This window comes from Nostoc sp. (genome assembly GCF_036917235.1).
Taxonomy (GTDB): Bacteria; Cyanobacteriota; Cyanobacteriia; order Cyanobacteriales; family Nostocaceae; genus Nostoc.
In genome coordinates this window covers 25,483-38,370 of record NZ_JBALDU010000070.1, presented here as the reverse complement: position 1 = coordinate 38,370, position 12,888 = coordinate 25,483, and the positions used below count along the sequence as shown (strand labels likewise).

Genomic DNA, 12,888 nt, shown 5'->3' with positions numbered 1-12,888 from the left:
CTGGTGCGACTCACTCGTTTCTGGAGGTAGCGGTAGCTCACACTCCTATACAGTCCGTCGCCGTAGAAAAAGGTAGTACCAGCAAATTATTGTTTCGGCTAACAATGCGATTGGTCTTTCAAGACGCGATAAATCGCGTCTCTACAATCTGGCTGGGTTTTGTTGCTCATTCTGAACTGTATTGTCGCAAAATTCGCCCACCCTGCGGGATCTTGCTACATCCCCCAACCCCTTCTCCCAATATTGAGAGAAGGGGAGCGAATTTCAAAGTCCCTCTCCCAAGCTTGGGAGAGGGATTTAGGGTGAGGGCAAGGGATTCATGCAAAAAGTCTATTACTTCAAAAACGGATCTAGTATCAGCTTGGCTCAATCAAATCAGCGATCGCTTGCACCAATACATCTGGATCTACTGGTTTGGAAATATGCATTTGAAATCCTGCGGCTAATGCTTGCTGTTGATTCATTTCCCCTGCATAGGCTGTCAGTGCGATCGCTGGTACGTTTCCTCCTTGTTGAGGCGATCGCGATCGCACTTCACGCATCAGCATATAACCATCAGTTTTTGGCATTCCAATATCGCTAATTAAAACATCTGGTATCGACTCAGATAGTGCTTGTAATGCTTCTTGTGCTGATGATACGGCAGTTACTTGTACGCCGTAGTCTTGCAATATAAAGGTAATTAAATCGCGGATATCTGGTTCATCGTCCACTACCAAAACTTGAGTGTCTGCAAGCAGCGAGGATTCCGGCTCAAAATATGAAGACTGATTCTCTTCACCCCGAACTTGTTCGCTTCTAACCAAAAGCGGTAACTCGAGACTGAAGGTTGCACCCAGTTCTTCTCCAAGGCTTTCGGCTTGAACATTTCCCCCATGCATTTCTACAACCTTACGCACGATCGCTAGTCCTAAACCTAGCCCACCAAACGTCCGTGTAGTTGTGCCATCAGCTTGGCGAAAGTAATCGAACACATAAGGCAAAAAGTCTAGGCTAATTCCCTTACCTGTATCGCTAATTTGAATTTGAGCCTGACTATCAGCTTCCATGAGTCGAATTTCTACCCGTCCGCCTGTTGGTGTAAATTTTACCGCATTAGAAAGCAAGTTCCACACAACTTGTTGCAGCCGATTTGGGTCGCCCATCACTTGTCCCAAATTGGTGTCAAATACGGTCTTAATTTGAATTGACTTGGCTTGTGCTGCTAGTTGTACTGTTTCTAGTGCTGCTTCAACTACCATTACCAAGCTGACTGGACAGATATTCAAGTTTAATTTTCCTTGGAGGATGCGCGACACATCCAACAAATCTTCAATTAGCTGGGTTTGTAACTTCGCATTGCGTTCAATGGTTTCTAAGGCGTGATGAGTAGTTTTTTCATCAAACTTGCGAGTCCGCAGCATTTTCGACCATCCCAGAATAGAGTTGAGTGGGGTTCGCAGTTCGTGAGAGAGAACCGCCAGAAATTCATCTTTAATTTTGTTGGCGATTTCTGCTTGTTGTCGTGCTGCCTTTTCGCAGTCGAGTAGGCGATCGCATTCTTGTTCAGCCAATTTACGTTCGGTAATATCTAGTACAAAAGCAACACCGTTGTCTTGGGAGTCATTTAACAAAGCTATCCCCAAAACAATTGGTACTCGCTTACCGTTGCGGTGGATATATTCTTTCTCATAAATTTTGGAAACTCCAGTGGTTTGCACCTCCAAAAGGGCGCGATCGTCTGAATCCTGATGCTCAACAGGAGTAAGTTCTCTCCAATTAATTCTGCCTAAAGTGGCAAATTCATCACGAGTGTAGCCAACTAGTTGAAGAAAGGCATCATTGGCATCAATCACAAAACCATGCACATTCCAAAAAGCGACCCCAATTAGGTTAGATTCAAACAAACGCCGAAATCGTGCTTCACTTTCGCGTAAAGTCTTTTCTGCCCGTTTGTGTTCGGTAATATCGCGAGAAACAGCGATTACGCCTTCAATAGTTTGGTCAACATTCCGTAATGGTGTGAGAATATATTCATAATAATGTACGCCATCACGAGTAACATATCTACACTCATCTTTAAGCGGCTGACCAGTTTTCATCACAGCTTCTCGTTGATTATCTACCTGCGTCATTAGGTCTGCGGGTAAATCCAGTTCTGGCAAACTTTTGCCGATAATATCTTGGGGATTTAAACCTAGTATAGTTGCTCCATCACAGCTGACATACTGATAACAACCTTGGCGATTAAAAATATAAATATGATCGACTGAGGCGGTGAGAATGGCATTTAAAATATTTGCCTGTTCTTGGACTTGTGTCGTGAGTTCGCGAGTACTTTCTACTGCTTGCTTACACACAGTAGTTTCCATACAAACGCCGAGCATTCGCACCGCTTGCCCTTGAGCGTTATAGATAAATTTTCCGTTGGCAGAAATCCAATGTGTACTTTGGTCTGAGCGAACTATACGAAATTCATCATTGTAGTCAGTCTTTTGTGCCAAAGCGTGAGCGATAGCTTGCATTACAGATTGGCTATCTTCAGGATGAACGAACTTTTGAAACGTCTCATAAGGGCTATCAAAACTACTTGGAAGTAGACCAAAAAGTAGTTCATAATTTTCCGACCAGATGACTTGATTGGTAACAATATTCCAATCCCACAAACCCATCTGAGATACATCTAGAGTTAGCCTCAGCCGTTCTTCACTCTCTCTGAGAAGTACTTCTAACTGCTGACGCGCCGCACTTTCTTGTTGGAGTTGCTCTAAAATTACTGCTACCTCTGTTGGCAGATTGAGATGTACAGATGTTTCCTTAACTTCAATCTGAGGATTTTCTGCTTCTACTGGCAGCTTTCTTTTTAGTTCTGTTAATTGTTCCTCAAGTGCTGCTTGCCTTTGTTGATAAAATCTCTCTGATTGCTCTAACTCAGCTATCCGCTGCTGCAAAACTGCTAATTCATCAGTGAGTTGAAAGTTAATTTTATTAACATTTTGCTTTTGCATATTGTACACCGCTAACATTTCACAATATCGACTTGAAGAGTAGGTATCCCCTAGTTTGATCTATTATTTTTTCAACTATCAAATGTAATCTATCAAAGGTTACATAAAAGTCAAAAAATAATAACACTAATCATTTTGCTGATTTAATATATGCTTTATTAAGCAAAACAGTTTAGTAATTTCAGCCAAAAGGTATATATAAGTTTCGATGAATGTAGGGTAAGCACTGCCAAAAACATCAAAATTGAGCTTTGTGACATCAGTTAGTTAATAGTGCCCACCCTAAAAAATAGTTAGATAGTTGAATAAAGTTCATCTGTAATAATTCAGCACCCAGAAGTCAGAAGTCAGAATTTAAAAGGAATGCAGCATGATTAGTACATTTATGTATCAAATTTTCTCCTAATTCTTTAACTATTCTGAATTCTGAATTCTGACTCCTGAATTCTTACGTTTATCTTTTCAATCGAATGAAAGCTGCACCAATTAATAATCCCACAATCTGACCTAAGAAGACAACACCCGATTGATTTACGCCAACAGGAGGAATATTTAAACTGCCGATAGCATAAAATAATTGTTGTAAAAACCACCAAAATATATAGAAAAAGGCTGGTATTTGGATAGGGATATACAGGATTATTAGCGGCAAAACAGTGTCAATTTTAGCTTTAGGAAACTTCATAACGTATGCTCCTAAAATAGCTGCGATCGCACCATTGCCCCCAATCAATGGGACTGTCAAACTCGGTTCAGCCAGAATTTGTATTACCCCTGTCATTACACCAGCAGCCAGATAAAATCCTAGATAGCGTCCATGTCCTAGAATATTTTCGACAGTTTTCCCAAAAACCCACAAAAATAGTAAATTTCCTAATATTTGACTAAAACTGCCATGCAGAAATATACCAAAAACTAGAGTAAATATCCGCCAAATGACAACTATCCAAGCAGCAGAGTTGAAAAAGAGAGCATTGGTAACTGCTCCACTAATCTGCGCTGGAATCATACCCCAAGTATTCACAAAATAGCCTAATTGACCGATAAACTCTAGTTGAAGTTCCCATAAAAATACAGCCAAGTTAATGGCAATCAACCAGTAATTAATAATTGGCTTACTTCGACAACGAATATTATCACTAATAGGAATCATATAGATTTGTCATTTGTCATTGGTCATTGGTCGTTAGTTATTAGTTTTCTCTTTCTGCTCCTCTGCCCCTCTGCCCCTCCGCCCCTCTGCCTCCCCTGCCTCCCCTGCCTCCCCTGCCTCCCTCACTTCCCCTTAACCTGTGGCAAGATTGAAATCAGATCGCATCCCACTTAACTAGGCAAACAAGATGCTAGGAAACACACTTGTAGGAAGATACCAAATTATTAGTAACTTGGGAGGTGGGGGTTTTGGTGAAACTTTTGTGGCTCGTGATACCCAATTACCTGGTTCACCTCTATGTGTTGTTAAGAAACTCAAACCCCAGTCTAGCGATCCGATAACTTTGGAAACAGCTAGACGTTTATTTGATACGGAAGCACAAGTTCTATATAAATTAGGAACTCACGATCGCATTCCCCAACTTTTAGCTTACTTTGAGGAAAATGCCGAATTCTATCTTGTACAGGAATTGATCGAAGGTCATAACCTGAGTCAAGAATTAACATCAGGTAAAATCCTCAGTCAAGAGGAAGTAATTTCACTTTTACAAGAGCTTTTGGCAATCTTAGAATTTGTCCATCAACAGAATGTAATTCATCGTGATGTCAATCCCCACAATATCCTCAGACGCCAACCAGATGGCAAACTAATTTTAATTGATTTTGGTGCAGTTAAACAAATTGCAACTCAAGTTATTACTCCCCAAGGTCAAACTTTAGCAACAGTAGCTATCGGTACGCCTGGATATATTCCTGGCGAACAAGCTCATGGTACGCCAAAATTAAGTAGTGATATCTATGCTGCGGGAATAATTGCTATTCAAGCTCTCACTGGATTATCACCAGAGGAAATAGTAAAAGATGCTGATACTAATGAAATTATCTGGCACGATAAAGCTACAGTAACACCAGAATTTGCTAAATTCTTAGATAGAATGGTGTGCTACGATTTTCGGCAACGCTATCCTTCGGCAACGGTGGCATTACAAGCGCTAAAAGAGTTAAGACAACCACCTGTTCAGACAATAGCGTTAACTCCTCCTTCTCCACCAAAAAATATCAACAAAATCAACAAACCTGAACCAAAAAAAGGTATTTTAGGTAAAATTTTACTAACAATATTTTTCTTTGCTGTTGGCGGAGTAGCATCAATATTTATTTGGAATTACATTAATTCAAATAACGCTATAGAATTATCTAAACAAGGAAACACGTTTTTTGATTTGCAACGCTATCAAGACGCGCTAGAAGTATATGAAAAAGCCGTTAATATCAGACCAGATTATGCTCAAGGTTGGAATGGTCAAGGCAAAACACTAAATAAATTACGAAAATACAAAGACGCATTAGTGGCGTATGATAAAGCAATTCAAATTAAGCCAGATTATTTAGATGCTTGGATTGGACGTGGTACTGTATTGGGAAATTTACAGCGATATCAAGAAGCGATCGCCTCTTTTGATAAAGCCTTAGAATTAAAGAATGACAACTCAGAAGTCTGGAATGCTAAAGGTGAGGCTTTCAGTAATTTAAACCAATACGATCAAGCAATTAAGTCTTATGAAAAGGCAATTGAACTCAAACCAGATAATTATGAAGCTTGGTATAAAAAAGGATTAGCTTTGCAGAATTCTAGGCAATATGAAGAAGCGATCGCAGCTTATCAAAAAGTCGTTGATTTAAAACCAGACTACGAGCAAGCTTGGTATAATTTGGGGAATGCACTAGTCAATTTAAAACGCTATCAAGATGCATTTGCAGCTTATGATAAATCTGTACAATATCAGCCAGATTATTACCAAGCTTGGTTGTCTAGAGGTAATATACTGCTGAATTTACAACGTTATCCAGAAGCGATTGAATCTTTTAATCAAGTAATTAAATACAGTCCCAGAAACTATCAAGCATGGTATAATTTGGGTTGGTCGCTGCATCAAAACCGACGCTATGAAGAAGCAATAAAATCTTATAATAAAGCGGCAACTATTAAGCAAAATGACTATCAACTCTGGTATAATTTAGGTAATTCACAATACATATTGCAGAAATACGAAGATGCGATCGCGTCTTATAATAAGGCAGTTCGCTATAAAGTAGACCATTCCGAAAGCTGGTTTAGTAGAGGCAATGCTCTATTAAATTTAAAACGATATCAAGATGCGATCGCTTCTTACGATCGAGCAATAAAATACAAACCTAATTACCAACAAGCAATAGACGCCCGCAATCAAGCCCAAATTCAACTGCAAGGCGAAAAAGCAAAGCCTGTACCTGTAATTGTACCAACTCTTCCATTTCCTAATTCTACCAATCCACCGCAGACGACACCCTAAGCAACCTATCAAATTGACGGGTTAGGATTGATATCATGTTTATTGAATTGCCATAATAAAAGAACCTCAAAGAGTTTATTGTCTAATCAATCCTGCGACTAGGTAACTTAGTCCCGCACCTCTGACAAAACCCAGCATTTACATCATGGAAAGCTAAACCACAACTTGAACAAACTATTTCTACCTGATTAGCAGTTTTCACCACTTGCTTAATTAAATCTCCCACTTGCCAAGGAATCAATGCAATTCCAGTAAAAATCATTAATACTGTTAGCAAGCGTCCTAATTCCGAAATGGGAATAACATCGCCAAATCCTACAGTTGTCATTGTGACAACAGAGAAGTAGAATGCATCCAAAAATGTACCGTAATTTTCAGGATTAACCGGATGCTCGACTTGATAAATTAAGCCAGAATAAATAAAAACAATTGCAAATAATGTAAATAATATTCGCGCAAAAATCATCCCGTCTTCACTGCTGATACTGGCAAATAAAAATTTTCGATCTATAAATCTAATTAATCGTAAAATCCGAAACCATCGTAATAGGCGGATAAAGCTAATATCAACCATACCTAGAAAAAATGGCAAAATTGCCATTAAGTCAATAATCGAATAAAAGCTAAAAATATACTTAATTTTGTTTTCCGCACTCCACAGGCGGAGTAAATATTCCACAGCGAAGATGATGACGATCGCAGTATCAGCTACATTTAACTGAAACCGCATATAATCAGGAATATTATATGTTTCTGCCACAAAAATTCCTGATGATATTAACACCAAAGAGGCAAGGGTTAAATTAATCGCTTTACCTATTGGTGTTTCTAGGTCTTCTAAGTAAAACTCTGTTTCTTGTCTGCTCAGTAACATATTCGACCATTAATACATCTTAATTCCCAGTTATAGCATTAGAAATACGATATTATTAACCATTATCCTTATGTTAACCTCAGCTTATATGAACCCAGAATATTTTATGCGTTTAGCATTAGCAGAAGCAAAAGAAGGTGATGCACCCTACGGTGCAGTGATTGTTAAAGATAACGAAGTCGTTGCCGTAGCTCATAATACTGTGAGGAGAGACAACGATCCATCAGCCCATGCAGAAATCAATGCTATTCGTAGTTTAACAGCTAAACTGAAAAACCCCTCTTTAGAAGGTTATAGGATATATACAACTGGCGAACCTTGTCCGATGTGTGCAACTGCTTGTGTTTGGAGTGGTTTATCAGAGATTGTATATGGTGCTTCAATTCAAGATTTAATTTCAGTAAATCAATCACAAATTAGTATATCTTGCGAAGAGGTAATCGATAAGTCATTTAGGAAAATAAAAATCACAAAAGATGTTTTAAAAAATGAATGTTTGGAATTATTTAAATAAGCTATCAAGAAACTTATTTTTAGAGTATTCCTTAATCATTTGTGAAAAATTAAATCCCCGACTTCTTCGAGAAGTCGGGGATCTGGACACCCGCGCATTTTCACAAATCAAATAGGATTGCTATATAGAGCTTAGAATTACGAATTACGAATTATTTAACTTGGCTCATTCAAATAGGATAAATATGTATTTGCCCAAATCGCAGCTTGAGTGCGATCGCGCAAATTCAACCTGTTTAAAATATTCGTAACATGATTTTTTACTGTCCCTTCAGAAATGTAAAGTCCGTGAGCAATTTCTCGGTTACTAGCGCCTGTAGCAATTAATCGCAAAACCTCTTTTTCTCTAGGAGTAAGTTCAGCTAAACTAGATGGTACAGGCGATGAATGAGTTGGTGCAACATGAGAAAATTGGGTCAACAGCTTTTTAACTATACCTGGCCCTAATTGCGTATATCCTTTATGAACGGCACGAATAGCAACAGCTAATTCTTCTGATGGTGTATCTTTCAATAAATAACCCATAGCCCCATTCTTTAAAGCTGCTGACACATATTCATCATCATCAAAAGTCGTTAGTACTAAAATTTTAGTTTTGGCAAAACGTTTTTGAATCTCCTTTGTGGCTGCAACTCCATCCATAATCGGCATTCTAATATCTAGCAATATTACATCTGGCTGGAATTCTGCAACAAAATTAATTGCTTGTTCGCCGTTTTCTGCTTCTCCAACTATTTCTAAATCTGGTTCTAGTTCCAATAATGCTCTTAATCCTTGACGAATTAAACTTTGGTCATCTACCAACAATACTTTAATCATTATGTTAACCATGTTAATGGAATATTAACTGTAATTTTGCAACCAGAGCCAAGAGCGCTAGTAATATTAAACTGACCCCCAAGTGCTAAAGTGCGATCGCGCATACTATGAAGTCCAAAACCAGTAGTATTTTGCCCTACATCAAAACCTTTACCATTATCCTGAATTATCAATCGCAAATTGCCTTTAGTCGTAGTGAGTTCCAATTTTACGTCTGTGGCATAGGCATATTTAGATATATTAGTTAAAGATTCTTGAGTAATCCGGTAAATAGCAGTATTTATTTCAGGTGGTAGAGAATATTCCAGGTTGATTTGATAAATTGGTAATATCCCATTAAAGCGATGAAAATTTTCTGAGAGGCTAGCGATCGCATCTTCTAAAGATTGTTCTTGTAAGGGATTAGAACGCATAGTAGAAACAGATTGACGGACATCTTTTAGTGCCTTTGAACCTAATTCCTTTGCAGTTGCGAGAAATGTTTCAGCCTTACCTGGGTTAGATTGCCATAGTTTTAAAGCAGTTTCTAATTGCAGATTTAAAGCAGTCAGAGAGTGTCCTAATGAATCATGAATTTCACGAGCAATGCGGTTACGTTCTTCTAAAGTAGCTTGATTTTCAATTTGCATGGCATATTGACGGAGTTTGTCGTTAGCAAGAGCTAGCTTTTCTCGACTTTGCCGTTCAGACAAAACTGCATTCATCATCAACAACACAAAAACCAAACTTAAGCCAAATACTAACGATGAATTCAAAATCAAAAATCGATATCGCTCTTGTGCCTGTGGCGATGCTTGAAAATTGAATAACTGATATTTTAGTTGTGTAGTAACTAAAAATAAGGCAAATGACAAAGCTGTAACAAATAAGCGCCCATTTAACTGAAAAATCAGACAACTGCGAGTTACTAAAATTATATAGAGAAAAGGGAAAAGTCGAGCAAATCTTTCCCCAAAAAGTCCAACTATTAAAATTAATAAAAATTCAATAGCTGTATATATTATCTTAGTTGTCTGATTTTTTCTGGGTAATCTTAAGCCCATTAATGCAAAAATAATCAGACTATAAATCGATAGCTCTGGCAATATACTACAAACTGACAAGTCTGGAAATGCAACACAAATTGATAGTTCTGGAGGCTTGGGACGAAAACGCCGTAACGGAGGTGGTATAACAGCTGTCAATGCGGTGATCGCCAGTAATGTCCACTCCAGATAAAGCAGAGACGGAAAAGGATGTTTCTTAATTTCAATTGGACGACTCATGAGTCGCGTTGCTCCAGTTATAAGTTATAAGTTATGAGTTATGAGTTAGGAATTAGAAGTTAATAATTCCGAAGATTTGAGCAGTGGCTTCCGCCGCTTACAATTTTCCCTGAGTGAGAAATCAAAAGTAAATTCAAACAACAGAATCGTTAGTTAATAATCTAAATAATGACTTATAAAATCATCATAATCAAAATTTTCAAGATTTATAACTCCTAACTCCTAACTCCTAACTTCTAACTTTTAACTCTTAACTATCTATTGTCAATCATGACTAAAGTCATGGGTATAACCATGACTTTATCCTCATGTAACTGCTAAAGATAAGTTCTTATGATGGTGGCATCCAACCAGGAAAAACCCACCAAACAAGTAATGAAACTCAAAGCATTATCGCTAGTTGCTTCCGCAATCGCCTTAACTTTAACTGCAACCTCCTTTGCTGTTCACGCCCAAACAGCCTCTCCTTCACCCCTGTTACTTGCACAAACTACACAAAAAGAAAGAGGCCCTTGGAAAGAATTGGGTTTAACAGATGCCCAAAAAGCCCAAATTCAGACGATTCGCCGCGATAGCCGCGCCAAATTTGAAGCAGTTTTGACCCCAGAACAAAAAGCAAAATTAGAGGCAGCGAAACAAGCACATCGGGCTGAGTGGCAAGCGCGTAAGGCTCAAGGGCAAACAGGTCAAGGTCAACGGCAACCCGGCCAACGTCGAGGAAAGGGTGGTTTTGGTGACTTAAATCTAACTGAAACACAAAAAACCCAAATGCGACAAATCCGCGAGTCTGAAAAACAACAGATTCAAGCAGTCTTAACCCCGGAACAGCGTCAAAAAATGGAGCAATTTCGTCAAAATGCTCCATCACGCCGTCAACAAGGCAATCCTCAATAATCATCTTTCAAAAAATAATAATTTTGGGGTGGGCAATACTCGCCCATCTCAATCCCAAAATAGATAGATTATGATGCAACCCTTTGCGGCTTCCCCTTGAACGCATTTCCGTAGAAATGGTGAAACGCCGTTTATATTTTTTTCACCGCGCACTTTTACTTAACCCTGAGTTAAAACTTATTCCTTGGCTTGTCGAACATTATCGTTCGATGGGCTTGGTTAAAGCCGTCCGTCAACGTCACCGACGAACGGCTGCTCGCTCTCTTGACATCTGGGCTGATGCCTTAACTTGACACCAATGGCAACATGAGCGCCCGGAAATACAAGGGACGCTCATGTTGCCCATCCCACAAAAATAGTAAAATCATCCCGCAAATATGCAACCCCTTTATCCTTGTAACGGGAATGTAGTTAGCGGAACATACTACTGACTGAAGTATCTTCATGAATCCGCCAGATAGTTTCTCCTAACAGATTAGCTACTGACAGCACTACTAGTTGTGGAAAACGATTGTTTTCTGGTATTGGAATCGTATTTGTAACAATGACTTCCTCAAACAAGCCACTAGACAACCGCTCCATCGCTGGTGGAGAGAATACTGCATGAGTTGCACAGGCATATACCTGACGCGCTCCTTCTTCACGCAGTAATCGCGCTCCTTCTGCGATCGTTCCCCCAGTGTCGATCATGTCATCTACTAATACTGCCGTTTTGCCTTTGACATCGCCGATGATATTTAACACTTCTGCAACATTATGGGCTTGACGACGCTTGTCAATAATCGCCAGTGGAGCATCACCCAGTTTTTTCGCAAATGCCCTAGCTCGTGCGACACCACCAACATCGGGAGAAACAACTACCAAGTCTGGCAGCTGTTTGCTTTCTAGATAATCTAGCAATACTGGTGAACCGTAAACATGATCAAAGGGGATATCGAAATAGCCTTGAATCTGAGCCGAGTGTAAATCCATTGCTAGAACGCGGTTGGCACCTGCTTCCACGATCAAGTTAGCAACCAGTTTGGCGGTTATTGACTCTCGTCCTGCTGTTTTGCGATCGGCACGAGCATAGCCATAGTAGGGAATTACTGCCGTTACCTGTCGCGCAGAAGCTCGACGACAGGCGTCAACCATAATCAATAATTCCATCAAATGATCGTTGACGGGTTGACAACATGGCTGGATTAAATAGACATCACAACCCCGAATCGATTCTTGGATTTGAACGTAAAGTTCTCCATCCGCAAATCTTTTGCGAATCATTGGCCCCAAGTCCATGCCCAGATAACGAGCGACTTCTTGAGACAGTTGTAAATTGGCAGAGCCAGAAAACAGCCGCAGGCGATGATTATCGTTCAGTCCTGTTGCAGATGGTTGCACTTTGAAAGTTGCAGAACTGAGCACAGCAGATCCTCTATGTGCATTCATAGCAATATTATCATTAAAGATTTAATAGATTTAACCAAGAAATAGCCTGAAAAAACATCTGTAAGTTTTATTGAAGCTTCCATACAAAATTTAAACATTTTTGCATAAAATTGTTATTCGCTAACTATCTAGTTTTCTTGGCAAACAAGCTATTGATAGCTTAACTGACATCAAGTTCATACACTAGGTCTGTAGTTAAATTTTTTGGTTGAGGTAAATAACCCTAATCGCTTAAAAATTATTGGTGTGGTAGGTTCTTCTAATTACCTCATTGATAGCTGATAGTAAAGCATTGACAACTTTAGCGATATTAAAGAGTTTGTTCTCACACAGTATAGCACCTCTGGCTAAGTAGTAAAAAAGTAGCTTATTATTCCACTGCATACGTATTGACAAAAATGACAATCATACAGCCTAGAAGCCGCTAGCAGTGGACAAAATTACTCCACGTACAAGCACGTTTTTAGATAAAGTTTGAATAAATATTAAATAAATATTAAATAAACATATTTTTTTGATACTAAAATATTGCTCAAAAAAAATACTTCTCTCTAAGTAAATTCATGTAAATATTTTTACTTATTTTTTTAATTAAATCTAGAAAAGTTATTCAATATCAATAA

At 38.9% G+C, this 12,888-nt stretch carries 10 protein-coding genes; 4 read left to right on the top strand and 6 right to left on the bottom strand.

Going from position 1 to position 12,888, the window contains the following annotated elements:
- Window positions 1-356: 356 nt before the first annotated feature.
- Entirely contained in the window at window positions 357-2,987 is a 2,631-nt protein-coding gene (locus tag V7K44_RS20870) for a PAS domain-containing hybrid sensor histidine kinase/response regulator (RefSeq protein ID WP_334933915.1), read from the bottom strand.
- 454 nt (window positions 2,988-3,441) lie between these two features.
- Entirely contained in the window at window positions 3,442-4,140 is a 699-nt protein-coding gene (locus tag V7K44_RS20865) for a rhomboid family intramembrane serine protease (protein WP_334933913.1), read from the bottom strand.
- Window positions 4,141-4,327: 187 nt separating this feature from the next.
- On the opposite strand from V7K44_RS20865, the gene V7K44_RS20860 reads away from it, so the two are divergent.
- Window positions 4,328-6,472 (top strand): tetratricopeptide repeat protein, encoded by a 2,145-nt coding sequence (locus V7K44_RS20860; RefSeq protein WP_334933911.1) that lies wholly within the window; start codon window positions 4,328-4,330, stop codon window positions 6,470-6,472.
- 82 nt (window positions 6,473-6,554) lie between these two features.
- Here V7K44_RS20860 and V7K44_RS20855 read toward each other — a convergent pair whose 3' ends face one another.
- Window positions 6,555-7,346, bottom strand: coding sequence for an ion transporter (locus V7K44_RS20855; protein WP_334933909.1), 792 nt, complete (start codon window positions 7,344-7,346; stop codon window positions 6,555-6,557).
- Between the two features lie 88 nt (window positions 7,347-7,434).
- On the opposite strand from V7K44_RS20855, the gene V7K44_RS20850 reads away from it, so the two are divergent.
- Entirely contained in the window at window positions 7,435-7,860 is a 426-nt protein-coding gene (locus tag V7K44_RS20850) for a nucleoside deaminase (RefSeq protein WP_334933941.1), read from the top strand.
- A 155-nt stretch (window positions 7,861-8,015) separates the two neighbouring features.
- On the opposite strand, the gene V7K44_RS20845 is transcribed toward V7K44_RS20850, so the two are convergent.
- On the bottom strand, window positions 8,016-8,678 hold the full coding sequence (locus tag V7K44_RS20845) for a response regulator transcription factor (protein WP_334933907.1): 663 nt from the start codon (window positions 8,676-8,678) through the stop codon (window positions 8,016-8,018).
- Window positions 8,678-9,943: a sensor histidine kinase gene (locus V7K44_RS20840; RefSeq protein WP_334933905.1), complete on the bottom strand. Its 1,266-nt coding sequence runs from the start codon at window positions 9,941-9,943 to the stop codon at window positions 8,678-8,680. The genes V7K44_RS20845 and V7K44_RS20840 overlap by 1 nt, the downstream gene beginning before the upstream one ends.
- A gap of 375 nt (window positions 9,944-10,318) precedes the next feature.
- On the opposite strand from V7K44_RS20840, the gene V7K44_RS20835 reads away from it, so the two are divergent.
- Together V7K44_RS20835 and V7K44_RS20830 are read left to right on the top strand one after the other, a co-directional pair.
- Complete coding sequence (locus tag V7K44_RS20835) at window positions 10,319-10,837, top strand: Spy/CpxP family protein refolding chaperone (protein WP_334933939.1); 519 nt, start codon at window positions 10,319-10,321, stop codon at window positions 10,835-10,837.
- Window positions 10,838-10,920: 83 nt separating this feature from the next.
- Window positions 10,921-11,130, top strand: a complete 210-nt coding sequence (locus V7K44_RS20830) for a hypothetical protein (RefSeq protein ID WP_334933903.1) — start codon at window positions 10,921-10,923, stop codon at window positions 11,128-11,130.
- A gap of 118 nt (window positions 11,131-11,248) precedes the next feature.
- Here V7K44_RS20830 and V7K44_RS20825 read toward each other — a convergent pair whose 3' ends face one another.
- On the bottom strand, window positions 11,249-12,265 hold the full coding sequence (locus V7K44_RS20825) for a ribose-phosphate pyrophosphokinase (RefSeq protein ID WP_334933901.1): 1,017 nt from the start codon (window positions 12,263-12,265) through the stop codon (window positions 11,249-11,251).
- Between the last annotated feature and the right edge of the window lie 623 nt (window positions 12,266-12,888).

Bases quoted from the DNA above. Each gene is read 5' to 3' on its own strand.
- V7K44_RS20865 (WP_334933913.1), bottom strand. From the start codon at position 4,140: ATGATTCCTATTAGTGATAATATTCGTTGTCGAAGTAAGCCAATTATT.
- V7K44_RS20870 (WP_334933915.1), bottom strand. From the start codon at position 2,987: ATGCAAAAGCAAAATGTTAATAAAATTAACTTTCAACTCACTGATGAA.
- V7K44_RS20855 (WP_334933909.1), bottom strand. From the start codon at position 7,346: ATGTTACTGAGCAGACAAGAAACAGAGTTTTACTTAGAAGACCTAGAA.
- V7K44_RS20860 (WP_334933911.1), top strand. From the start codon at position 4,328: ATGCTAGGAAACACACTTGTAGGAAGATACCAAATTATTAGTAACTTG.
- V7K44_RS20845 (WP_334933907.1), bottom strand. From the start codon at position 8,678: ATGATTAAAGTATTGTTGGTAGATGACCAAAGTTTAATTCGTCAAGGA.
- V7K44_RS20835 (WP_334933939.1), top strand. From the start codon at position 10,319: ATGAAACTCAAAGCATTATCGCTAGTTGCTTCCGCAATCGCCTTAACT.
- V7K44_RS20825 (WP_334933901.1), bottom strand. From the start codon at position 12,265: ATGAATGCACATAGAGGATCTGCTGTGCTCAGTTCTGCAACTTTCAAA.
- V7K44_RS20840 (WP_334933905.1), bottom strand. From the start codon at position 9,943: ATGAGTCGTCCAATTGAAATTAAGAAACATCCTTTTCCGTCTCTGCTT.
- V7K44_RS20850 (WP_334933941.1), top strand. From the start codon at position 7,435: ATGAACCCAGAATATTTTATGCGTTTAGCATTAGCAGAAGCAAAAGAA.